The following is a 23,370-nucleotide window of genomic DNA, read 5'->3' as shown; positions in this document are numbered from 1 at the left end:
GAGGAACCTACACGCCAAGCGCGTTGCCAGGGACGTCACCGCCGAAACGAAGTCGGGGGATCGAACGCTCGGTGCGTTCGATCCCCCGACAAACCTCGTGCCACCGTCTACTCGCCCGGCATTACTCCGCGACGATCGTAGGGTGCAGGTCGTCCTGCGGTGGGCACCACTCGTCCGGGTCGACGTCGAACTGGTCGCCCGAACGAATGTCCTTTATCTGAGCCCCACCGGACTCCTCGTCCAGAAACAGTACGAAGGGAATCCCACGCTTGTCGGCGAACTTGATCTGCTTGCCGTACTTCTGCGCCGCCGGAGCCACCTGACTGGCGATTCCACGCGACCGCAATCGTTGCGCCACATCCATGCTGTGGCCACGGGACTCTTCGTCGTTCAACGCCACCAGCACACAGGTGGGAACGTCACGTGTGGGACGCAGCACCCCCGAACGCAGCAGCGGAATCACCAAACGCGACACCCCGATCGATAGGCCGACTCCCGGATAGGTGTTCTTACCGTCGTCGGCCAAGGTGTCGTAACGGCCTCCGGAGCAGACCGAACCGAGGTTTTCCTGGCCGTCGACGAAGGTCTCGTAGACCGTCCCGGTGTAGTAATCCAGCCCCCGGGCGATCGACATATTGGCGCGCACCAGGCCCGGTGAGCGCTTGTTGGCCGCCTCCACGAGGGTCGCCAACTCCTCCAGACCCTGATCCAGCAGCTCATGCTTGACCCCGAGCTCACGGACCCGCTCCACAAACGAGGTATCGGTGGAGTTGATCGAGGCGAGCGCCAGGCATTGTTCAGCCTGCTCGGCATCGGCACCCACCTTGTCGCGCAGCATGTCGATCACCGCGTCGGGTCCGATTTTGTCCAATTTATCGATGATACGCAGGGTTTCTTCCGGATCCTCGATTCCCAGTCCTTGGTAAAAGCCTTGGGAGAGTTTGCGGTTATTGACGTGGACGGTCATCTTCGGCAAGGGCAGCCCGGCGAGCGCATCGGCGATGACCAGTGGGATCTCGGTTTCATAGTGGGCGGGCAGGTGCCCCTTGTCCACGATGTCGATATCGGCCTGCCAGAATTCGCGGTACCGCCCGTCCTGGGGACGTTCGCCTCGCCAACAGGGCTGAATCTGGTAACGACGGAAGGGAAACTCCAGCTTTCCGGAGTTTTCCAGCACGTAGCGGGCGAAGGGTACGGTCAAGTCGAAGTGGAGGCCCAGACCCGCGTCGGAGCTTTCGTCTTCGGCCTGCAGTCGCCGCAGAACGTATACCTCCTTGGAGGTCTCGCCTTTGCGCAACAGTTGATCCAAGGGTTCGGCCGAGCGGGTTTGAATATTGACGAAACCGTGCAGTTCGAACGTCTTCCGAAGATGGTCCACAACCTGTTGCTCCACGATTCGCTGGCCGGGCAGCAATTCAGGAAAACCTGATATCGGCTGTGGTTTGGACATTGCCATCTCCTTGTCGATTGGTCGAATACGGTCTCAGCGACGGCCGTCGGCACATGATTACGATGAGCGTTGCGCCGCTACGGATTTCAAAAACCGATTATTCCTGCGTTCGTCTCCGATGGTGGAACGGGGGCCGTGTCCGGGGAGAATAACGACGTTATCGTCCATCGGCAAGACCTTGTCCCCGAGGGATCGGGTCATTTCCTCCATGGAACCGCCGGGAAGATCGGTACGCCCAATGCTACCCGCGAACAAGACGTCTCCGGTAAAACTGTAGGGCGGTTCATCACCGCGCCCCCGCATGTTGAACATGGCCGAACCGGGGGTGTGTCCGGGCGCGTGCTGTACTTGCAGTTTCATTCCGGCCAATTCGATCGTGTCGTGGTCGGTCAGGGTGGCGACGTCGTCGGGCTCGGTCCATTCGAAGCCCGCCCCCATCATCTGAGCCATATTGGCGCTGAAGCCTTTGAGCGGGTCGCGTAGCAGTTCGGAGTCGTCCGGATGGATGTAGGCGGGGATCTCGCTGTTACGGCACACCGGGGTGACCGAAAAGGTGTGATCCAAGTGTCCGTGGGTAAGCATCACGGCCACCGGTTTGAGGTGATGGCGGTGATATACCTCGTCCAATCGGTCGGCGATGCCGATTCCCGGATCTATCACCAGGCATTCGTTGCTGCGGCCGTCGGCCACCACGTAGCAGTTCGTCCCGAAGGCGTCGGCCACGATCGTTTCTATCAACATCTCTCTACTCCTATCGGCTTTGAGGCGGCTCAAAACCACGGTAAGCTACGAACGGCCCGAGGGTGTACAGGCAGGCACGGCGATCGGCCGGAGGCGGAGTATTGACGACGCGGTTTCGGCACGATCGTTCGCGGCCGGGGCCGCTACATCGCTCGGGAGAGCGGACAAAACCGACGACGGTGGCGGTGACGGTGCCCGTATGACGATCGTGACCCAGCCGCCCACGAGGAGGAATCTCGTTTCTTATAAACTCCTGACTAGACCACTCATCTGTGCGACACAAGGAGGACTGCGCCCGTGCCCGCCAAATCCCGGCATATGCAGCGCCGTAAAGAGCGTCTTGCCAAAGCGAAAAAGAACGCGCGGTTGGCCCGTAAACTGCGTCACCGCCGCCAGTGGCAGGCCGGGGGCGGGATATTGGCCATCGCCGCTGCGATCACCCTGCTCTTGATGTTTCAAGGGGGCTTCTTCGACGACCCCGCGGAGTCGCAGCTGGACGACGACCCCACGACGGTCACCGACCCTAATGAGCTACCCGAGGATATGCCGGAGCCGGAGGACATGCCGGATTCCGAGGAGCAGCCGGAGGGCGAAACGGGTTCCGAGGACGGCTCTTCTGACGAGACCGAATCGGACGAGGGTTCCGATACCGATACATCCGACGAATAGCACCCCAAGCGAGAGGCACCATGACAGCTTCACAGAATAAAAAGAATGCGATTCAGAACCGCATGAGCGAGAAGCGCGCCGAGCTGGCCCGCATCGCCGAAGAGAATCAGAAAAAGGAAAAGCGCCGTAGCGTCCTTATCTTCACCGGCGTCGGCGCCGGGGTGTTCCTCCTCCTCGGACTGATCGTTTACGGCGGCTACCAAGTGGCCACGCACGATCCGAGCTCCGATTGGACCGCCGAAGACGGGGAGTCGGAGATGGAATCGGACTCGGACCCGGGATCGGAAATGGACAATCAGCCCGAAACCGTCCCCTCCGAACCGATCAAGTTCGATGACACCGGTTTCGATGTCGCGGGCGACTGCACCGTCGATATCGCCAACGTCGACGACACGCACCCTGAAATCCAGGTGCAGCCCGACTGTGATCCACCCGAAGAACTCGTCTCCGAAACCCTCGTCGAGGGCGACGGCGAACCGATCAAGGCGGGCGACACGGTCACTGCCGACTATGTCGGCGTCAACTGGGACGACAGTGAAGTCTTCGATTCGTCCTGGGACCGTGGCGAAGCACTCCCGATCAACAATATCGGTGGCGGTCAGGTCATCGAAGGCTGGGACAAAGGCCTCATAGGAGCCAAGCCGGGCGAAGTATTGACTCTTGTCATTCCTTCCGATATGGCCTATGGGGAAGGAACCTTGGTGTTCACCATTAGCATCGTGTCGGTGGAATCTCCTGAGCAGGGTTAGGCCGAACCGCTTCGCGGCGCCCGTACCTCTCAGGTCGCAGACTACAGACGCCCTCGTACCGACAAGTGGAATACTCCCGGAGTGTTCGACCGTTGTACGGTTGATCAGGGGCTACCAGGCGGGCCCGGAGCCGTCGGCTTCGGACCTGTCGTTAAGCTCACGTTGGGGCGCGCGTACGCGCTACGCCCCAACCCCCGGGGCCGAGTTTTACACTAAGCATCATGACCTGCTGCGGCCATGTCCCACCCCGGTCCCTTCCCAACGACCTCGCCGAGGGTTACCCGTCGTTTTAAACGTCATTCCAGGGTGTCGGTCGCTCCTCCACAGGGTGTCGTACGGCCGAAGCGGCTTTCCGGGCCGGTGACGATCCACCGTCAGGGCGAACCCACGCTCATCCTGGCATGGTCGGCAGCAAAGTTCTACGCTTAAAATATAGTTTTCGCATTTCCACGAGGGGGCAACAGTGGCGACCGACAAGGCCGCGAACGCCGAGAACGCCAATAACAAGGATTCCGGCCCACATACCGGACGGCGGATGCGTGCCCGTCTGGCGCGGTTCAATTCGCCGTGGCAATCCCCCAGCGTGCCTCAGGTGCTGGAACCATTGGTCGCCTCGCACCGTAAATCGCACCCTCGGGCCAACGTCCAGGTGCTGGAAAAGGCCTACGAACGCGCCGAACAACTGCACCGGACACAGTATCGCAAGTCGGGCGACGCCTACATCACCCATCCACTGGCGGTAGCCCAAATCCTGGCCGACCTCGGTATGGACACCAACACCCTCGTCGCCGCCCTCATGCACGACACGGTCGAGGACACCGAATACACCCTGGATGAACTTAAAGACGAGTTCGGTGACGAAATCCGCCTGCTGGTCGACGGGGTCACCAAGCTCGACCGCGTCAAACTGGGCGATGCCGCCAAAGCCGAAACGATCCGCAAAATGGTCGTGGCAATGGCGAAGGATCCGCGAGTACTGGTCATCAAACTCGCCGATCGCCTCCACAACATGCGCACCCTCATGTTCCTTCCTCCCAAGAAACAGGAGCAGAAGGCCCGCGAAACCATCGAAATTCTCGCTCCCCTGGCACATCGCCTGGGTATGAATACCATTAAATGGGAACTGGAAGACCTCTCGTTCCGAACCCTCTACCCCAAACGCTTTGAGGAGATCAAACGACTCGTTGCCGACCACGCACCGCAGCGGGAGAAAACCCTGCAGATGGTGATCGGCCAAGTCGAGGACAAGCTCAAGGAGTCCCACATCAAGGCCGATGTGAACGGCCGCCCGAAACACCTGTACTCCATCTACCAGAAGATGATAGTGCGGGGACGTGACTTCGAAGACATCTACGATCTGGTGGGACTGCGCCTCCTCGTGGAATCCGAACGCGACTGCTACGCGGCCTTGGGTGTCATCCATGCCAATTGGAAGCCGGTGCCGGGGCGGTTCAAAGACTACATCGCCATGCCAAAGTTCAATATGTACCAATCCCTGCACACGACGGTGATCGGTCCGGGTGGCAAGCCGATTGAACTGCAAATCCGCACCTGGGCCATGCACCGGACGGCCGAATACGGTATCGCGGCGCACTGGAAGTACAAGGAAACCAAGAGCTCGACCGTGGCGGGTGCGGCCGCACATATCGACGACATGGCGTGGCTACGGCAACTGCTGGATTGGCAACGCGAAGCCTCCGACCCCTCGGAATTCCTGGACGCCCTGCGTTTCGACCTCGCCTCCTCCGAGCTGTACGTCTTCACTCCCAAGGGAGCGGTGATCGCCCTGCCCGCCGGCTCCACCCCGGTCGACTTCGCCTACGCGGTTCACACCGAAATCGGGCACCGCTGTATCGGCGCCTCGGTCAACGGCAAGATCGTTCCATTGGAATCGTCCCTGTCCAACGGGGATGTAGTAGAGATCTTCACGTCCAAGAAGTCGGAATCGGCGTCGCCCAACCGGGCGTGGCTCAATTTCGTCAAGTCCCCGCGCGCCCGCACCAAGATCAAGCAGTTCTTCAATCGCGAGCGGCGCGAAGAGGCGATTCAGAACGGGCAGGACGACCTCGCCCGGCTCATGCGCAAGCGTCGCCTCCCCATCCAGCGGCTTCTCTCCGGCGACAACCTCACCACGGTGGCCCGCGAACTCAATCAAAAGGACGTGGAAAGCCTCTACGCCTCCATCGGGGAACACCAGATCAAACCCTCGCAGGTCATCGCCAAACTGGTGGAAACCCAAGGCGGTTCCGAAGGTGTCACCGAAGACGTCGCCGAAGTGACGCGACCGAGCCAACCCGACCGCATCGTCCCCGAGGCCCACGGTGATCTGGGAGCCGGGGTGAAGGTCGCGGGCATGGACAAAGGCGACATGCCGGTACGACTGGCACAATGCTGCGGTCCCGTACCGGGCGATGAGATCGTCGGATTCACCACGCGCTACCACGTGGTCAGTGTGCATCGCGCCGACTGCGAGAACGCCGAAGAGCGCATGGCCTTCCAACCCGACCGCGTCGTCGACGTCTCCTGGGCCGACCGCGGCGAGGAGTCCACCTTCATCGCGACGGTGCAAGTGGAAGCCCTCGATCGCCACCGTTTGCTCGCCGACGTCACCCAGGCGCTTTCCGGGGAACGGGTATCGATCCTCTCGGCCACGGTCACCACCACGCGCGACCGCGTGGCACTGTCCCGCTTCACCTTTGAGTTGGCCAATCCCGAGCATGTCAACCACATCATCAAGGTGATCCGCAAAATCGACGGTGTCTACGACGCCTACGAACTCAGTAGTTCCGACACCTCGTCCTGACCTGAGTCTGCCGTTTTGACCCACAGCAGCCGCTAAAAGACCTAAGGTGATATCAACTCATCTTTAGGAGGATTGCTGTGGGTATCAGCGACAAGTTCAAGGATATGAAGGACAAAATCAGCGACGCCGCCTCTGAAGCGAAGGACAAAGCCGAAGATGCGACCTCGGAAGCCAAGGACAAGATGTCCGACGCGGCCTCCAGCGCTAAGGACAAGGGCGAAGACCTGATCAACAAGTCCAAGGACTCCGCCTCGCACGCCAAGCATAAGGCCGAGGACATGAAGGAGTCCGGTAAAGACAAGACTGAGGACATGGCCGATACCGCAAAGCAGAAAGCCCAAGAGGCCAAGAAAAAGGACGAATAGGCCGCTGAAACGGCCGACCACGTTCTCACCGAGCACACACGCGGGGCGCTCCACCGTCGATCAGGTGGAGCGCCCCGCGTGAATCGTATGGGCAGGTAACCTCAGTCAGTTCCTACTGCGCCGCGACTTTCGATTCCCCGTCGCAGCGGCCGAACCCGCCGCTGCCGGTTCCGGCTCCAGCTCGAAATCGATGCCGTCATCGTCATCGTCGTCGATGCCGTCGTCCGCGCCATCGTCGTCACCGGCGGCCGTCCGCTTATTGTGGACCTTGCGGTTATGGCGCTTGTACTCCGACGATCGGTTCGCCATATCGGCCACCACGGGTGCCGCCAGGAAGATCGAGGAATAGGTACCGGTGATGATACCGACGAACAGCACCAGCGCCAGGTCCCGCAAAGTACCCACACCGAGCATTCCCACACCGATGAACAGCAGTCCCGCCACCGGAAGCGCACCGATCAGGGACGTGTTCAACGAACGCATCAACGTCTGGTTGATCGCGTCGTTGGTCGCCTCGGAATAGGTCTTGCGCCGGGTGTTCAGGAGGTTCTTCGTGTTTTCCTGCAGCTTGTCGAACACGACGACCGTGTCGTAGAGCGAATAGCCCAGGATCATCAACATACCGACGATCGTGGAAGGTGTGACTTCGAATCCGACCAGGGAGAAGACTCCGGCGGTAAGAACCAGGTCATGCGCCAGGGCGATCAGGGCCGCCCAGGCCATGCGGCGTTCGAAGCGAATCCAGATGAAGACCGTCACCAGAACCAGGAAGACCGCCAGGGCCACCAGGGCCTGCTGTGACACGGCCTGTCCCCAGGTCGCCGACACGGAGGTTTCCGATACCTGACCGGATTCCACCCCGGATACCTCTGCGATGGCGTCACGGATCGTCTGTGATTCGTCGGCCGTGGTCGCCGCCGTACGCACGACGTAGGAGCGCTCGTCGCCACTGCCGACTTCCTGACCGCTGCCAACCTTCGCACCGGCGTCCTCGGCGGCGTCTTCGACCTCTTCCAACGACACGTCGTTGTTCGGCGTGACGTTGAACTGGTTTCCGCCAGCGAAATCAATCCCGAGCACAAAACCCTTGAAAAGCATGACTACCACACAGGCGGCCAAAATAATTCCAGAGGCAATGTACCAGCGCTTTCGGTACTCTACGAAAGCAAAATCATTGCGGCCTCGGTAAAGCTGACTCCACACCGAGAGTTTCTGCGGATCATTCGTTGTCTTCACCGGTGCTCCTTAGTTCTCGGCGGCCACTGTGCTCGGCGTGGCACTGGTGGACGGCTTGGTGGACAGGTTCAACCGCGTATGCAAACCGGACAGACGCCGGTTGTTCAGCACATTGCCCCGAGCGAGCAATTCGGCGATCGGGTGGGTGAACAGGAAGACCACCAGGATATTCACCAGCGTGGAGAGCCCCAGGGCGAAGGCGAAGGCCTGTACCGGGCCAATCGCCAGGAAGTACAGGACGAGCGCCGAAATAATGGATACGGCGTTGGCCGACAGGATCGTACGCCGGGTACGCTCCCACGCCCGAGGGACGGCCGACTTCGCGGAACGTCCGTCCTTCATCTCCTCCTTGATTCGTTCGAAGTACACCACGAACGAGTCGGCGGTAATACCGATGGAAACGACGAAACCGGCCATTCCCGCCAGGGTCAGCGTCAACCCGATCTGCGAACCGAGTAGCGCCAGGAAGGGATACAGAATGAGTGTGGCGGTCGTCAGCGAGCCCAGAACGATGAAACCGAGAATCCGGTAATACGCCAGACAGTAAAGAAAGACCAGGCCAAGCCCGATCGCTCCGGCGATCAGCCCGGCTTTCAACTGCTGTACACCCAAGGTGGCGGTGACATTGTTGACCGTCTCGGTGACGAAGTTCGTCGGGAGGGAACCGAAGTTGAGCTGATCGGCCAGCTCCTGCGCCTCGCCGGGCGTGAAATCGCCGGTGATCTGCGTCTGATCGCGGGTCGGGGCCTGGATGACCGGAGCCGACACCACCTTGTTGTCCAGAACGATCGCGACCTGGTTCTGCACGTTCTCATTCGTCAGGGTTCCCCAACGATCGGCTCCGTCGGGAGTGAAACGAACGTTGACGACGAAGGTGTTGGGGCGGTTCGGGTCGCTGCCGACGTTGGCATCGCTCACATCGCTGCCCAATACGTCGGCCGGGGCCAGAATGTACTTGGTGCGAATGTCGGAGTTTTCGCCTTCTCCCGCGCTCTGCGTCTCTCCGCATGAGGTCACGACCTTATCGGGATTCTGCACCGCGCCGGGAGGACGATTGTCCAACTGTTCACAGGAAATCGTGGGGACGCCGAACTGAACTCCCGCCGGAAGCAGCGCCACTTCTTCGGCGCTGAGATCCGCGAAGGGCTTCAGCGTTGTCAACGTCGCGGGGTCGGTGGGGATCTCGCTCAGATTGTAGGCGGTGTTGGCCGCCTCGTAACCGACCTTCTCCAACACGTCGGTCAGGGTTTCACCCGATTCGAGTTCCTCGAGATCGGAGGCGTCTTCCCGTTCCATTTCGACGAGCGACTCAATGTCGCCGCCCGTTTCGGAGTCCTCCGGGGCCGCGTCCTCGTCCTCGGTGGCCTCCTGTTCGGAGGTCTCCTCCTCGGCGTCCTCTTCGCCTTCTTCGGCGGCCTCGATCTGCTCGTCAACGGTGCTTGAGGTGTCGACGGTGTTGTTGCTGACGATACGGAAACGAAGTTCGGCCGGGGCACCCACCGAACGCAACGCATCCTCATCCATATCGTGGCCGGCCACGTTGACGACGACATTGTCGTCGCCTTCGACGTAGATTTCCGGCTCAGCGACACCCGTGGAGTTGACACGGTTTTCAATGATCTGCCGTGCCTGCTCCATGGTTTCTTCGTCAGGAGGTGAATCCGACCCGTCCTGGTAGGCCGTCAACGTCATCGACAGCCCACCTTGCAGATCCAAACCGAGTTTAGGAGTGGGCACATCCTTCCAGTTACCGCTACCGACGAATGCGGCCACCCAGAGGATCGCGATGACAGTCAGAAGCGACAAGAAATACGGTGCCAGCCGGAGGCGTTTCCGCTGAATCTTTTTCTGCGGGCGTCTGGTGCCCGTTTTACTAGCCAATGCTCAGTCTCTTCCTTGATCCAATTTCACAGGCCGGGGCGCTGGCCGATATGCCTTGGTGCGAACTGAAACCACGGCATCGGACGTTTTTGGGGCGCGAGATAATGTAATCACAGACACCTGGCCCGTCTCACATCGGCCTATCGATCACACGCTGATTCCGATGCCGACCCGAATGTCGGATTAGTAGTTTTTGCCGTGGTCTTTCTTGTCGTCGTCTCCGTCGCGAAGTTTGTCAAGGTCGTCATCGGTGAGCTTCGGGTCTTCCGCGGCTTCGGTTTCGGTCGCGGCTTCCTCTTCGGGAATCACGCGTCCGATGGCCTGCCGAGCGAACACCAGGAAGGTGTCCTCCGAAGCTTCCAAGGTGATGGTGTCGTCGTCGGAGTCCACGACCGTGCCGTAGAGCCCACCGATGGTCACGACCTTGGTGCCGTTGTCCACGGTGTTCTGCATTTCCGCCTGCTGGCGCTGGCGTTTCTTCTGGGGGCGGATCATGACGAAATACAGCAGCGCGAAAATCGCCACCATCATCAGGAGCATGGGAATGAAGCTTCCACTGTCGCCGCCGTCTTGCGCCAGCTGGATCTGAGCGTCGAGCACTTTTGAGCCTTTCGTTGCAGTGTATATCTGGTAAGGCCGCTACCGATCCGGCGTCGAACCGTGCGCAGTCGCCGGACGTCCGTGCCGTCGAGCTCCAGTGCCTCGGCCCCATCGCTCGAAGTCGTATAAACCTCACCAGTATCATTGAATTAAACTGTGGGCGTGGCCGAAGTTTACCCCGACCTCACTGAACGGCAATAAGGACCCTTACGCCGTTCCCGCAGGAGTATCGCCACACGGCGATCTGACATATCGAAGCCGCCTCCGACCGCCCCACGACAACCGCCTTCCCAGCGGTTCCGCAGCGGTCGACGATCGCTGCGAACTACAACGGAATCGTGTCCGGCGGAGTTTTCCCCAGGTGACGCCAGGCTGCGGCTGTGGCAACCCTACCGCGCGGCGTGCGCGCTATCAAACCGGTACGCACCAGATACGGCTCGCTAACCTCTTCCACGGTGTCGGATTGTTCACCGACCGCGACCGCTATGGTGGTCACACCGACCGGTCCTCCCCCAAAGGTCCCAACCAGCGCATTCAAGACGGCACGGTCCAGACGGTCCAGACCGAGGATATCCACGTCGTAGAGATCCAGGGCCGCGTCGGCGGTCGCGGCGTCGATCGAACCGTCCGACCGCACTTGAGCGAAGTCCCGTACTCGTCGCAAGAGCCGGTTGGCGATTCGCGGAGTGCCGCGCGAGCGCCGCGCGATCTCGTCGGCTCCCGCGGCGTCGATCTCGACTTCGAGGATGGCGGCCGAACGGTGCACGATGGTGGCGAGCTCGGCATCGGTGTAGAACTCCAGTTGGCCCATGAAGCCGAAGCGATCCCGCAGCGGTCCGGTCAGCAGACCGGAGCGAGTCGTCGCCCCCACCAGGGTGAACGGCTCCAGGTCGAGGGGGATGGCGGTGGCTCCGGGCCCTTTTCCGACGACGACGTCGACTCGAAAGTCCTCCATCGCCGTATACAGCAACTCTTCGGCGGGCCGCGCCATACGGTGAATTTCATCGATGAAGAGGACTTCCCCGGGCGCAAGACTGGTGAGAATGGCGGCCAGGTCGCCGGAACGTTCGATGGCGGGACCAGAGGTCTGTCGCAGGCTGACGCCCATTTCGGCGGCGACGATCATCGCAAGAGTGGTCTTCCCGAGGCCGGGTGGGCCGGAGAGCAGAAGATGGTCGGGGGCACTTCCCCGCCGTCGTGCGCTTTCCAGCAGTAGGTGCAACTGCTCGCGTACTCGGGTTTGACCGACGACGTCGTCCAGTTTCCCGGGGCGTATGGAGTTTTCGGCGGCATCGTCTTCGGGACCGGCTTCGGCGGCGGTGAGGGCTTTCGCCCAGTCGTCGGCGCTGATGTCTGATTCGTCGGTCATGACTTATTTCTTTCCCAACATTCGGATGGCCTGTTTGAGCAAGGTGGGGACTTGGGCGGTCCCGGCCCCGTCGCTGTCAAGTTCTTTGATGACCTCTTCGGCTTCCTTGGCGCTCCAGCCCAGTGCTTGGATGCCTTGGGAGACCTGTTGCCGCCATTCGGCGGGTCGGCCGCTCTGTTGTGGCAGTCCGGTCGGGCTCGACGCCGGGCCGACCTTGTCGGCGAGGTCCAGAACGATGCGTTCGGCGCTTTTCTTTCCGACTCCCGGTATGCGCGACAGCGTCGCGATGTCGCCGTTGGCAATGGCGTTACGGATTTGGTCGGCGTCCAGAGCATCCAGAGCGTCTTGAGCGATGCGAGGGCCGATTTTCTGGGCCGTCTGCAGCAACTCGAAGAGGTCCCGGTCGTCGAGGCTGGTGAAGCCGTAGAGCGTGATCGCGTCTTCGCGGACGCGGGTGGAGACGTGCAGTACGTAGTCGTGTCCGACCGCCAGGTTGGCGAGGGTGTTGGCTCCGGCGTGCACGGCATAGCCCACTCCTCCCACGTCCACGGTGACGTAGGTGGGTCCGATGGCGGCAACGGTGCCGGTGAGCTGTGCGATCAACGTGAACTCCTTTGGTTCCGGTAACGCTCGAGAGCGGCTTTCCTCTTGGCCTCCACTTGTTGTCGACCGGCCTGGTTCAGGCGACTCTTCAGCGCTCCCCTCCAAAGATGACACAAGGCGAGGGCGAGCGCATCGGCGGCGTCGGCGGGTTTAGGCGGGCTTTCCAGGCGCAATATTCGCGTCACCATGGTGGTGACTTGGCGTTTGTCGGCTCCTCCGTTGCCGCAGACGGCGGCTTTGGCCTCCGAGGGAGTATAGCTGTGGGTGGGCAGATCCCGTTTGGCCCCGTGGACGAGGGCGATTCCGGCGGCCTGGGCGGTGGGAATCACGCTGGCCAGGTTGTGTTGGGAGAAGACACGTTCTACGGCGACGGCGTCGGGACGGTAGGTATCGAGATAGTGATCGAGTTCGTCGTCCAGTTTTCGGAGTCGTTGCGGTGTCTCGTCGTCGGCCGAGGTGCGGATGACTCCGACGGCGATCAGGCGCCCCTTGTTTCCCGGTTGTCCTTCGATGATTCCGATACCGCATCGGGTAAGGCCGGGATCGATTCCCATTACGCGCATCTGTCTCCGTTTCATTGCCGTTGTGGGCGGGTGTCGTGGTGTCGCCGACGGTTGTTGTACCGCACCGGAGTGCGGCATCGCTATTCAGATTAGGCGTTGACTACGACACAGGTGTGCTTTGTGGGGAATGTCCGTCGACCAGGCATGCGTTGTTCCCGGCGTGGGTGAGCGAGGAAACGTCCCTGAACCCGCAAAATTACTTGCCGACCGGCTAGTGCCTGAGTTAAATTCAAATAGTACGGCCAAAGCGTGTATTTGGATCAGACGCCGTCACCTACCGGCGCGCGACGGTGCCGTCGATCCTTCCGAACCGGCAATTGACATTCAGCATCACGTTGGCGCCACCGCAATCCCGACCGGCGCGCTGCCACCCCGATACGAATCGAACTGTTAGTGAGTGAGGGCTGCCTATGACACCACCAGCGAACTCTTCTACCGCGGAAGCTCCACTGAGCGAACAGACCCACTCCAAACGCTACGTTCTTCTCCTGATGGTCGTGCTGGGCATCTTGACCGCGGTCGGCCCCCTGTCCACTGACATGTACCTCCCGGCCTTCCCGGCCATCGCCGACGGTCTGGACACGACCGAAGCCTATATCCAGTTGACTCTGACGGCCAACATGGTGGGGTTGGCCATCGGTCAAGCCCTGATCGGTCCCCTGTCGGACCGCTATGGGCGACGTAAGCCTCTGATCATAGGCATGACGGTGTTCACCCTGGCCACCGCGTTGAGCGCCCTTTCCACCACCGCTTACATGCTGATCGCCGCCCGAGCCATGCAAGGGTTCGCCGGCGCCGCCGGCATGGTGGTGGCCCGTGCGGTCATTCGTGACCACTTCACCGGCGACGCCATGACCCGTTTCATCTCAAAAATGATGTTCATTACGATGCTCGCGCCCATGCTGGGACCGATCATCGGCGGACAGATCGTCGTCGTGGCACCGTGGCAGATGATCTTCGTGCTCCTGGGCCTCATTTCCATTGCCGCCACCCTGCTCATCTGGCGCTTCCTCCCGGAGAGTCTGCCGGAGCGGGAACGTCGCGAGATCAACCTCAAGAGCCTGGGACGCGATGTCGTACGGCTGCTGCGCACGCCGCAGTTCGTCTTCCCCGTCCTGACGGTGTGCTTCACCTTCGCGACGATGTTCACCTATATTTCGTCGTTCTCCTTCGTTTCACAGGTGGAGTTCGGCGCCTCGGAGCAGACCTACAGCTTGATTTTCGCCATCGGGACCATCGCGGTGTTGTCGGGCAATCAAACCAACGTCTTCTTGATGCGACGCGAGATTCCCGCTCCCACTCGGATGATCTCGGGAATGAGTCTGGCGGTTCTCGGCGTGGTTTCGCTCTTCACTCTTCATGCCAGCGGACAGGCCAACCTCGTGAACCTGACGGTGGTCGTCGTGGTGATGATGTACGGCAACGGACTGGTGTTCCCCAATACCGGTGCCTTGGCGATGAGTTCGCAACCGCCCAACACCGCCGGCACCGCTTCGGCTCTGATGGGTTGCCTCCAGATGGCCTCCGGTGGCGCTCTGCCGGCACTGGTGATGTTCGGAACGGTCAATCTGCAACACATGGCCTGGGGCATGTTGATTCTGTCGGCCCTGGCCACGATAGCGGTGTCGTTGACCGTACGCACCTACAAGCAGCCGCAGGCCCTCGCGGCCTAATTCGATGACAAGACACGTGTGGGGTGACCGAGAATCGAACGGTCACCCCACACGTGTCGTCGCTTAAGCGTCCAGAGCCGCCAAGACCTCGTCGGAGAGGTCGATATTGGAGTACACGTTCTGGACTTCGTCGCTGTCCTCTAGAGCGTCGATGATCTTGAAGACCTTCTTGGCTCCGTCGGCGTCCATGGGAACGCTGGTGAAAGGCTGGAATACCGACTCGGCGGAGTCGTATTCGATGCCCGCCTCCTGAAGAGCGGTACGGACCGCGATCAAATCGGTGGGTTCGCTGACCACCTCGAAATTCTCCCCCAGGTCCCGCACTTCTTCTGCACCCGCGTCGAGCACCGCCATGAGGACTTCGTCCTCATCCAGGTCCGCGGTTTTGGGGACGATGACCTGCCCTTTACGGGAGAACAGGTACGATACCGAGCCGGCGTCCCCCAGGCTTCCGCCGTTGCGGGTAAGCGCCACACGCACCTCGCTGGTAGCGCGATTGCGATTGTCGGTGAGACATTCGATCAACAAGGCCACTCCGCCTGGAGCATAGCCTTCGTACATGGCCGTTTCATAGTTGACGCCACCACCGTCGAGACCACCGCCACGCTTGACGGCCCGGTCGATGTTGTCACTGGGAACCGAGCTCTTCTTGGCTTTCTGGATCGCGTCGTAGAGGGTGGGGTTACCTTCGGGGTCGGGGCCACCGGTACGCGCCGCGACTTCAATGTTCTTGATCAGTTTGGCGAACAACTTACCGCGCTTAGCGTCAATGGCGGCTTTTTTGTGCTTGGTCGTCGCCCACTTAGAGTGGCCACTCATCCAGGTAGTTCCCCTCGTTGCATAGTGTGATACCGGCGTTCAGTTCAAGTCCGGGCAGCACGCACCAGACTGAGAAAGTACTCGTGGACCCGATTATCCTGGGTCATCTCCGGGTGAAATGACGTCGCGAGACACGAGCCCGAGCGCACGGCGACGATTCGGTCGCCTTCACTTCGCTGGGAAGCTGCGTCAACGCTAGCACCCGTGTGCGCCTGCGACGTCCCCTGGCCCGGCGTGACTGTTCCCAAGACCTCGGTATCGCCGGAAACGGATTCCACCCACGGGGCGCGAATGAACACCCCCGGATAAGGACCGCCCGCCATGCGTGCGAAGGATATCGGAGCTTCAAAGGAGTCCACCTGTCGCCCGAAAGCGTTACGGCGCACCGTCATAGGGATAGCACTGAACGATCTCTGGTCCGGCCGTCCGTCCCATACCTCCGACGCCAGCATGATCATTCCCGCGCAGGAGCCGTATACCGGAAGACCGTCCTTCAACAGCACGTCCAGGGGATCGAACAGATCGAACACCTGCAGAAGACGGCTCATGGTCGTGGACTCTCCCCCGGGGATGATGAGTCCGTCCACGGATTCGATCTCCGCTTGACGACGAACCGCCACCGCACGGGCACCGGTCGCTTCCATCATCGCGATGTGGTCGGCCACATCGCCTTGCAAGGCGAGAACCCCGACGGTTGGTGTCACGGCTACCTCCGGGCGTAGAGAATTCAGGTACTCTTCCAGAATACGGCGTGACAGGCTGAAACGACCTGTCCTCAACCGGGGAGCGAAATGCCTCACGCCGATCGGAACCCGCACCGAACTCCACACGAGCGCCGCAAAGCTCATTCACCGGAAGACGGTGCGTCCTTCGCGTTCCGCATCAGGTAATCGATGAAATCGGCCCGGGCCATCGGCTCCACCGATCCCCATTCGCCTCGCGTCGCCTCCCGCCACATGCCGACCAAGTCGTCGACGATGCTGCCCACCTCCGCGAGATCACTGTTCAGGTCCTCGGTTTCGGCCGCCGACGACGTATGACGCATGATGTCGAGGAAGAATCGCCAATCGCCCTTGGATCGCGCCAGGGCGAAAGCGCGCGACTGCAGTTCTTCCGTACTAAGCTGATCCAGCTGGTCGAAGTTCATAAGACCAGCTTAAAGCGTTTCCGGTTCCAGCGCGCCGATCGCGTCAGATGCCTCCGGCCTCTCCTCCCCCACTGGGGTCCGAGCGGCCGGAGAACGGCGGTCTACCAACCGCGCTTGGCGAGTTTTTCCTCTTCGGAAAGGTCGTCAACGTTGATTCCCACCATCGCGTCACCCAGTCCGCGTGACACGTCCGCAATCACCTTGGGGTCGTCGTAGAAGGTGGTGGCCTTGACGATGGCTTCCGCTCGTTTGGCGGGGTCGCCCGACTTGAAGATACCCGAGCCTACGAACACACCCTGAGCACCGAGCTGCATCATCATCGCCGCGTCGGCGGGCGTGGCAATGCCTCCGGCGGTGAACAGGACGACCGGTAGCGTTCCGGTACGGGCGATTTCGGCCACCAACTCGTAAGGAGCGCGCAGCTCCTTCGCCGCGGCGAAGAGCTCCGCTTCATCCAAGGTGGTCAAGCGGCCGATATCGGCACGAATCTGGCGCATGTGGCGCGTCGCCTCGACGACGTTGCCCGTACCCGCCTCACCTTTCGAGCGAATCATGGCGGCACCTTCGGAGATACGCCGCAACGCCTCGGAAAGGTTAGTGGCACCGCAGACGAAAGGCACGGTGAAATTCCACTTGTCGATGTGGTTGGCCTCGTCGGCGGGCGTCAAGACCTCGGACTCGTCGACGTAGTCGACCCCGACCGATTCCAGAACCTGCGACTCGACAAAGTGCCCGATACGCGCCTTGGCCATCACCGGAATCGAAACGGCGTCGATGATCCCTTCGATCATGTCGGGATCGCTCATGCGGGTCACGCCGCCTTCGGCACGGATGTCGGCCGGAACGCGTTCCAGAGCCATGACCGCGACCGCACCGGCGTCCTCTGCGATCTTGGCTTGTTCGGGAGTGACGACGTCCATAATGACGCCGCCTTTCAACATGTCGGCCATACCGCGCTTTACGCGGGCGGTGCCGACATTCGATTGGCTGTTCGCGGAGTTGTTCTCAGACACGCTCGTGGCTCCATCTGTCGCAGGTTGTCAACGATAGGACTCTTCTCATTTTACTCCGCGTTCCAGTTCACACTCGACGTGTAGGAGCCGACTTCCGTGACCGTCACCATACAATTCCCCGCCCGGCCGAGTTTCCTCCGAGGAATCACGAACGACTGGGGTCTTCGATGTCCCAGTAGGCGGGTCGCTCCAAGCGCCGCAGCAGTCCCAGCCATCTCACCGTTGGCAGATCGCGGGCGGCCAAGGCGTCACGGACCACATCGCTGTGAATCTGTCGGGCGTAGGAGACTCTGCGGTTCGACTCGGACACTTCGGCATGGCCGGGAGCGTCCTCAGTGAGATCGCGCAAGGCGCGCGTCAGATCGTTTTCGGCGTACTCACGCATCTCCCGTTGCTGGGGAGTGGCCACTGGAACGGCGACCACCGAAAGCGCCAGGGCTGAGGGCTTCTCATAGTCTGGGCTGCCGATGAAGGTCAAAATCAGTTCGGCTCGATCGTCCAGAGCTCCCAACAGGGCCGACTCCGCACTGCGGGCACGCTGATGCAGCCTCTCCACCCGCCCAGCGGTCCAGGTCAGGTACGCCCCCAGGCCGGCCGCCACGACGACCACAACAATCAGCCACCACATTACTCCCACGTTAAACGGACAAGTAAGACCAGTCGACATCAGTCCGGACGAATTCGACGCCCGTCACCGTCTTGTCGTCGATCTAGGAAATCCAGCGGTCAGCTCTGCGGCACGGCCTGCGCCTCAATGGCGGCGCGATACACCTCCGACACTCGTGCCGCCACGGTCGACCAGTCGTAACGTTGCACCCAGGCATCGGCTTCGGTGCGATATCGCAGCCGAATATCCGGGGCCTTGAGCAGATCAACCAGGTTGCTCGCCAAATCGACGACGTCTTCGGAGCGAAACAGCCGCCCGGCACGGCCCCCGTCCAGTACCGACGAAAACGCGGGAATGTCGCTGGCCAACACGGTCGCGCCCGCACTCATCGCCTCGGTGAGAATCATGCCGAACGACTCCCCACCCGTATTCGGAGCCACATAAACGTCCAGAGCCGACAGCATGGCCGCCTTGGTATCGTTGTCCACCGCTCCCATGAACGTCACCTGTTCCGCGGCCTGAGGGTTGAGGTACCGGCGAACCGCCTCCGCCTCTCCGGGGCCCACCACCAGCAAACGCGCGGTAGGAACCTCGGTGACGACGGTATTGAACGCCTCCGCCAACAAAGGAAACCCCTTGCGGGGCTCCTCGAAGCGACCCACGAAACCGATGGTCGGTCCCGGCCCCGCTTCCGCCAAAGGTTCCGCCTCACGGAAATAGCCCACGTCGACGCCGTTGGGGATTTCGGTCGCCCCACCTCCCAGATGCTCCACCTGGACCTTGCGCGCCAAGGGGCTCACCGCGATGCGCGCCGACACCCTTTCCAAAACCAACTGGGCGAGATACTTCCCTGCGGCCAGAACCCGCGAACGCGTGAGAGCGGTGTGGAAGGTGGCGACGACGGGAGTATCGCCGGAGGCGAGTACGGCCAAACACGACAACGAGGGGCTCAAGGGTTCATGGACGTGTATGACGTCGAAGCGTCCCTTGTTGAGCCAGCGCCGCACGCGCGCGGCCGAGCGGGGGCCGAAAGCGAGTCGGGCGATCGAGCCGTTGTAGCGCACCGCCACCGAACGTCCGGCACCCACCACGTACGACGGTAGGTCGGCGTTCGCGTCACCGGGGGCGAGCACTGACACCTCATGTCCCCTCGCCATCAGGGTCTCCGCCAAGTCGCGAATATGGAACTGTACTCCTCCCGCGACGTCGAAGGAGTAGGGACTGACGATCCCCACGCGCATTGATTCCGTCATTGGTCGGTCCAGAAACGTTGCATCATGTGCCAATCGGTGGGATGATCCGCGATACTCTTTTGAAACATGTCGGCCATCTGTTGGGTCGTATGGTTCATACGTTCGCGTAGACGCCCTTGGCCGGTATCAACCGGACCGGAGATATGGCAGACGGCGCGGTCGTCCTCATAGTGGATGGAGGCGGTGTAGAGCGGGACCTGGTGGCGAACGGCGAGGTAGGCGGGTCCTGCGGGAAACGAGGCGGTGGCATTGAAGAAGTCGACGTCGATGCCACTGTCGCTGAGGTCGCGGTCGGCCACGAGTGCCACCACGTCCCCTGCTTGCAATCGATTGCCCAAGAGCGCCAAAGGGGCCGTGTCGGATCCGTCGGTGGGGATGACGTGCATTCCGAGTGATTCACGGAATTCCACGAAACGTCGGTAGACGCCTTCGGGTTTCAGCCGTTCGACAACGGCGGTGATGCCGTGGCCCTGCTTGGCCACCCATGCTCCGGCCAGGTCCCAATTCCCGGTGTGCGGCAAGGCGACGATGCTTCCCATCCCTTGACGAGCGCGTTCGGCGACCGGTTCGAAGCCGTTCATTTCAAAGGCGGCGGCGAACGCGCGGTCGCTCATCGAAGGGAGCCGAAACGCTTCCTTCCAGTACCGCGCGTACGAACGTAGTGCGGTGCGCAGCATGGCGTCGTCCACATCGGTTCCGGTAACGCGTTCGAGGTTGCGTCGTAGTTGATCGACGCGGGGACCGCCGCGTCGGAACGAACGATCGGCTCCATAGCGGAACAGTCGGTCGGCAACGTTGTCGGGGAGAAGCCGGATTCCGCGCCAGGCGGTCAGATAGGCCCATTCGTGAAGTTTATCGTGCATCCACTCGATCCTCGGAGTTCAGGAACCGTTTCGAATAAAGTAGCCGTTGTACGACCGTAACGCTGGACAGCACCGCCAGTAGCGCGAAACCGGCCTCCCAGGCGTAGGGCACCCCGAGAAGTTCGACGATGGCGACCACACCGATGAGTATCAAGCGTTCCGGACGTTCCATAAGTCCGACGGAACCTCGCACTCCCAGACTTTCGGCACGCGCCTTGACGTAGGAGATCACTTCGGAGGCCACCAAGGTCCACAATGCAAAAGCGCCGGCCACGGTTCGACCTTCGGCGAAAAGGTAGAAGGCGAGCGCCGCGAACAGCGCTCCGTCGGCGATTCGGTCGCAGGTCGAATCCAGCAGGGCCCCAAAGCGAGATCCACCACCGCTGACACGGGCCATGGCCCCGTCGATCAGATCGGTGAAGGCGGCCAAGGTGATCACGATCAAAGCGGTCAGGATACGCCCTTGTGGGATGAGTACGACCGCGGCGGCGACGATGACGGCCGTGCCGAGCATGGTCACGATATTGGCGGTCAATCCGATGCGTGCCAACGGCCGGGCGACCGCCTCCAAGCTACGACGCAAGCGGGCTCGACCCGAGGTCCTCAGAAATTTCGCCATGATAATCCCACAACATCCGACTGAAAAGAAGTGTCCACACAGTGGTGTGGAGACATGTGTACTCTAGCGCCCCGACCGGTTGTCACAAGCACTTATAGGGTATCCGTCGCCGTATCGGTCACCCCGGGCGGTCGACGACGGCTCGGGAGGAGGTCGGGTTTCGGAGCGACTCGCGTTCAGCCGACGGTTTTCCAGGCGGCGGCCAAGCGCTCGCGGGTGTCGTCCAGCATTTCGGGAATGGTCTTGGTGCGCGCGATGACGGGCATGAAGTTCGAATCACCGCCCCAGCGCGGCACGATGTGCTGATGCAGATGCGCGGCTATTCCGGCCCCGGCAATCTGACCTTGGTTGATGCCGAGATTGAATCCGTGGGGCCCCAGTACCTCCCGCACGGTACGCATCGCCTGCTGGGTCAGTTCTCCCATTTCCGTCACCTCTTCACTGTCGAGGTCGGTGTAGTCGGCCACGTGCCGAAACGGAATCACCATGAGGTGCCCGGAATTGTACGGGTACTTATTGAGAATGACGTACATTGCCTTGCCTCGGGTCACCACCAGGCCCGAACGATCGTCGACGGCGGAGATGTCGCAGAAGGGGCAACCGTCTTGTGCCCTCGGGCCACTGGGTTTGCCTTCCCCTTTGATGTAGGCCATGCGATGTGGAGTCCACAGGCGGTCAAAACAGTCGTCGTTCTCATCAGTCATGGTTCCGATCCTACTGGAATCGACGCGTGGTTCCCACGTGTGTGATGTCGTCGCTAAGAGCGCCACACCCGTTAGTTTGTGCCTATAGACTGGCGCTGTGTCACTTCCCATGCTCTACGTCGTTCTCCTCATCGCCTGTGTGTCGACTTTGGCCGCCGTAGCGGTCGTGCGGGCGACGCACCGGCTCGGTCTCCCGGCTCTACTGGTCTTTCTCGGCGTCGGGGTCGCGCTGGGTGAAAACGGGCTGGGAATCGAATTCGACGACATGGCCCTGGCGCAGACCCTGGGGACGTTGGCGTTGGCCATTATTCTCATCGACGGTGGCCTCTCCACCCGTTTCTCCACCATTTCGCGCCAGCTCCAACCGGCGGGGGTGTTGGCGACGGTGGGAGTGGGTGTGAGCGTCTGCGTCACCGCCGTGGCGGCCCATTATATTCTGGACTTCAATTGGCAGATCGCGTTTCTGCTCGGCGCCATCGTCTCCTCCACCGACGCCGCCGCGGTCTTTTCCGTCCTACGCGGGGTCAGCCTTCCCAAAAGAGTCAGTGGAACCTTGGAAGCGGAATCCGGACTCAATGACGCTCCCGCGTTCATTCTGGTGACCACCTTGGCGTTGAACGCCACCTCCGAGTCGACCGGGGTGTGGGAGGTCGTCGGTCAGATTCTGTGGCAACTGTCCGGCGGTACCGGTATCGGACTGGCGGTGGGATTTGTCGGCGCGGCGGTGGTGCGGCACCTGGCCTTGCCGGTCGTCGGACTGTACCCGTTGACGGTGTTCTCCATCGCCTTGGCGTCCTTCGCTCTGGCGGGAACCTTGGGCGCCTCGGGTATTTTGGCCGCCTATATTGCAGCGCTGGTGCTGGGAAATTCCTCTCTCCCCCACCGCGCCGCCACCATGTCGTTTGCCGTCGGACTCGGTTGGATCGCCCAAGTCGGACTCTTTATGATGCTGGGCCTTTTGGCCAGTCCGTCCAGTCTCCCCGCCGTGGTATTGCCCGCGGTGGCGGTGGGATTGATCCTCACCCTGGTGGCACGTCCTATTGCGGTGGCGGTATGCCTGTCCCCGTTCCGGTTTCGCTTCAGCGAACAGATCATGATCTCCTGGGCCGGTCTTCGAGGAGCGGTTCCCATTGTGCTGGCTACCATCCCCACCGCCAGCATGTTGACCGGGGCCGGTTACCTCTGGGACATCGTCTTTGTCCTGGTCATCATTTTCACGTTGGCGCAAGGCCCGACATTGCCGTGGGTGGCCAAGCGCCTCCCACTGCGCGGCAAAAGCCCCGTCAAGGACCTCGAGATGGAGGCGGCACCGTTGGAAACGATCGACGGTGAGGTTCTGAGCGTGTCCATTCCGGAAGGTTCACGCCTGTCGGGGCTGTGGCTGTTCGAATTGCGACTGCCCACCAATACCTCGGTCGCCGGAATCGTGCGGAACGGGATCATGACCGTCCCCGGCGACGACGATCGCCTCATGATCGGCGATGAAATGTTGGTGGTCACGCCGAGCCATTGCCGTATCGCTACAGAGGAACGCCTCGAGGCGCTCTCGCGAGAGGGTCGCCTCACCGGATGGCACGTCGATCGGTCCGATGACGAGCGGCGCCGCTGATTCACACGCGGATCAGCGGCGCCGCTCCATCGAC

The 23,370-nt window shown here is 61.4% G+C and carries 23 protein-coding genes; 6 read left to right on the top strand and 17 right to left on the bottom strand.

Features of this window, described 5'->3' with window-relative positions:
* Positions 1 to 121: 121 nt before the first annotated feature.
* Positions 122 to 1,450 (bottom strand): histidine--tRNA ligase, encoded by a 1,329-nt coding sequence (gene hisS, locus HALAL_RS0112635; protein ID WP_025274349.1) that lies wholly within the window; start codon positions 1,448 to 1,450, stop codon positions 122 to 124.
* 57 nt (positions 1,451 to 1,507) lie between these two features.
* Positions 1,508 to 2,191 carry an MBL fold metallo-hydrolase gene (locus tag HALAL_RS0112630; protein ID WP_025274348.1) on the bottom strand — a complete coding sequence of 228 codons (684 nt, stop codon included), beginning with the start codon at positions 2,189 to 2,191 and terminating at the stop codon, positions 1,508 to 1,510.
* 297 nt (positions 2,192 to 2,488) lie between these two features.
* Between HALAL_RS0112630 and HALAL_RS0112625 the strand changes: the two genes are divergently transcribed.
* From HALAL_RS0112625 to HALAL_RS0112610, 4 genes are all read left to right on the top strand, one after another.
* A complete protein-coding gene (locus HALAL_RS0112625) occupies positions 2,489 to 2,860 on the top strand; it encodes a hypothetical protein (protein WP_156937738.1) in 372 nt (123 codons plus the stop codon).
* Positions 2,861 to 2,880: 20 nt separating this feature from the next.
* Positions 2,881 to 3,609 (top strand): FKBP-type peptidyl-prolyl cis-trans isomerase, encoded by a 729-nt coding sequence (locus tag HALAL_RS17770; RefSeq protein ID WP_025274346.1) that lies wholly within the window; start codon positions 2,881 to 2,883, stop codon positions 3,607 to 3,609.
* 463 nt (positions 3,610 to 4,072) lie between these two features.
* Positions 4,073 to 6,412: a RelA/SpoT family protein gene (locus tag HALAL_RS0112615; protein ID WP_051462944.1), complete on the top strand. Its 2,340-nt coding sequence runs from the start codon at positions 4,073 to 4,075 to the stop codon at positions 6,410 to 6,412.
* A gap of 77 nt (positions 6,413 to 6,489) precedes the next feature.
* Positions 6,490 to 6,777, top strand: a complete 288-nt coding sequence (locus tag HALAL_RS0112610) for a YtxH domain-containing protein (RefSeq protein WP_025274345.1) — start codon at positions 6,490 to 6,492, stop codon at positions 6,775 to 6,777.
* Between the two features lie 105 nt (positions 6,778 to 6,882).
* Here HALAL_RS0112610 and secF read toward each other — a convergent pair whose 3' ends face one another.
* The 6 genes from secF to ruvC form a co-directional block, all read right to left on the bottom strand.
* Positions 6,883 to 8,013 (bottom strand): protein translocase subunit SecF, encoded by a 1,131-nt coding sequence (gene secF / locus HALAL_RS0112605; RefSeq protein ID WP_025274344.1) that lies wholly within the window; start codon positions 8,011 to 8,013, stop codon positions 6,883 to 6,885.
* A gap of 9 nt (positions 8,014 to 8,022) precedes the next feature.
* Positions 8,023 to 9,894 carry a protein translocase subunit SecD gene (secD, locus tag HALAL_RS0112600; RefSeq protein ID WP_025274343.1) on the bottom strand — a complete coding sequence of 624 codons (1,872 nt, stop codon included), beginning with the start codon at positions 9,892 to 9,894 and terminating at the stop codon, positions 8,023 to 8,025.
* Positions 9,895 to 10,077: 183 nt separating this feature from the next.
* A complete protein-coding gene (gene yajC / locus HALAL_RS0112595) occupies positions 10,078 to 10,494 on the bottom strand; it encodes a preprotein translocase subunit YajC (protein WP_211240466.1) in 417 nt (138 codons plus the stop codon).
* Between the two features lie 325 nt (positions 10,495 to 10,819).
* Complete coding sequence (gene ruvB / locus HALAL_RS0112590) at positions 10,820 to 11,863, bottom strand: Holliday junction branch migration DNA helicase RuvB (protein ID WP_025274341.1); 1,044 nt, start codon at positions 11,861 to 11,863, stop codon at positions 10,820 to 10,822.
* Positions 11,864 to 11,866: 3 nt separating this feature from the next.
* Complete coding sequence (gene ruvA / locus HALAL_RS0112585; protein ID WP_025274340.1) at positions 11,867 to 12,466, bottom strand: Holliday junction branch migration protein RuvA; 600 nt, start codon at positions 12,464 to 12,466, stop codon at positions 11,867 to 11,869.
* Positions 12,463 to 13,029 (bottom strand): crossover junction endodeoxyribonuclease RuvC, encoded by a 567-nt coding sequence (gene ruvC, locus HALAL_RS0112580; protein WP_025274339.1) that lies wholly within the window; start codon positions 13,027 to 13,029, stop codon positions 12,463 to 12,465. The genes ruvA and ruvC overlap by 4 nt, the downstream gene beginning before the upstream one ends.
* Positions 13,030 to 13,439: 410 nt before the next feature.
* Between ruvC and HALAL_RS0112575 the strand changes: the two genes are divergently transcribed.
* Entirely contained in the window at positions 13,440 to 14,702 is a 1,263-nt protein-coding gene (locus HALAL_RS0112575) for a multidrug effflux MFS transporter (protein ID WP_025274338.1), read from the top strand.
* Positions 14,703 to 14,765: 63 nt separating this feature from the next.
* On the opposite strand, the gene HALAL_RS0112570 is transcribed toward HALAL_RS0112575, so the two are convergent.
* The 9 genes from HALAL_RS0112570 to HALAL_RS0112530 all read right to left on the bottom strand — a co-directional run bounded on the left by HALAL_RS0112570 (position 14,766) and on the right by HALAL_RS0112530 (position 21,727).
* Complete coding sequence (locus tag HALAL_RS0112570; RefSeq protein ID WP_025274337.1) at positions 14,766 to 15,521, bottom strand: YebC/PmpR family DNA-binding transcriptional regulator; 756 nt, start codon at positions 15,519 to 15,521, stop codon at positions 14,766 to 14,768.
* Between the two features lie 44 nt (positions 15,522 to 15,565).
* On the bottom strand, positions 15,566 to 16,369 hold the full coding sequence (gene pdxT, locus HALAL_RS0112565; protein WP_025274336.1) for a pyridoxal 5'-phosphate synthase glutaminase subunit PdxT: 804 nt from the start codon (positions 16,367 to 16,369) through the stop codon (positions 15,566 to 15,568).
* Entirely contained in the window at positions 16,366 to 16,668 is a 303-nt protein-coding gene (locus HALAL_RS0112560) for a hypothetical protein (RefSeq protein ID WP_029767890.1), read from the bottom strand. Before HALAL_RS0112560 ends, pdxT begins: the two co-directional genes overlap by 4 nt.
* A gap of 101 nt (positions 16,669 to 16,769) precedes the next feature.
* Positions 16,770 to 17,681, bottom strand: a complete 912-nt coding sequence (gene pdxS, locus HALAL_RS0112555; RefSeq protein WP_025274335.1) for a pyridoxal 5'-phosphate synthase lyase subunit PdxS — start codon at positions 17,679 to 17,681, stop codon at positions 16,770 to 16,772.
* 145 nt (positions 17,682 to 17,826) lie between these two features.
* Positions 17,827 to 18,309, bottom strand: a complete 483-nt coding sequence (locus HALAL_RS0112550; RefSeq protein WP_025274334.1) for a hypothetical protein — start codon at positions 18,307 to 18,309, stop codon at positions 17,827 to 17,829.
* 98 nt (positions 18,310 to 18,407) lie between these two features.
* A complete protein-coding gene (locus HALAL_RS0112545) occupies positions 18,408 to 19,529 on the bottom strand; it encodes a glycosyltransferase (RefSeq protein ID WP_025274333.1) in 1,122 nt (373 codons plus the stop codon).
* An 8-nt stretch (positions 19,530 to 19,537) separates the two neighbouring features.
* Positions 19,538 to 20,404, bottom strand: coding sequence for a phosphatidylinositol mannoside acyltransferase (locus HALAL_RS0112540; protein ID WP_025274332.1), 867 nt, complete (start codon positions 20,402 to 20,404; stop codon positions 19,538 to 19,540).
* Positions 20,394 to 21,023 carry a phosphatidylinositol phosphate synthase gene (gene pgsA / locus HALAL_RS0112535; protein WP_025274331.1) on the bottom strand — a complete coding sequence of 210 codons (630 nt, stop codon included), beginning with the start codon at positions 21,021 to 21,023 and terminating at the stop codon, positions 20,394 to 20,396. Before pgsA ends, HALAL_RS0112540 begins: the two co-directional genes overlap by 11 nt.
* A 176-nt stretch (positions 21,024 to 21,199) precedes the next feature.
* A complete protein-coding gene (locus HALAL_RS0112530; protein WP_025274330.1) occupies positions 21,200 to 21,727 on the bottom strand; it encodes an HIT family protein in 528 nt (175 codons plus the stop codon).
* 97 nt (positions 21,728 to 21,824) lie between these two features.
* Here HALAL_RS0112530 and HALAL_RS0112525 point away from each other — a divergent pair, with 97 nt between their 5' ends.
* Positions 21,825 to 23,336 carry a potassium/proton antiporter gene (locus HALAL_RS0112525; RefSeq protein WP_025274329.1) on the top strand — a complete coding sequence of 504 codons (1,512 nt, stop codon included), beginning with the start codon at positions 21,825 to 21,827 and terminating at the stop codon, positions 23,334 to 23,336.
* The last annotated feature ends 34 nt before the right edge of the window (positions 23,337 to 23,370 follow it).

This window comes from Haloglycomyces albus DSM 45210 (assembly GCF_000527155.1).
Classification (GTDB): Bacteria; Actinomycetota; Actinomycetes; order Mycobacteriales; family Micromonosporaceae; genus Haloglycomyces; species Haloglycomyces albus.
Note: the sequence above shows the minus strand (reverse complement) of the source record. Positions and strands in the feature narration are given on the sequence as shown.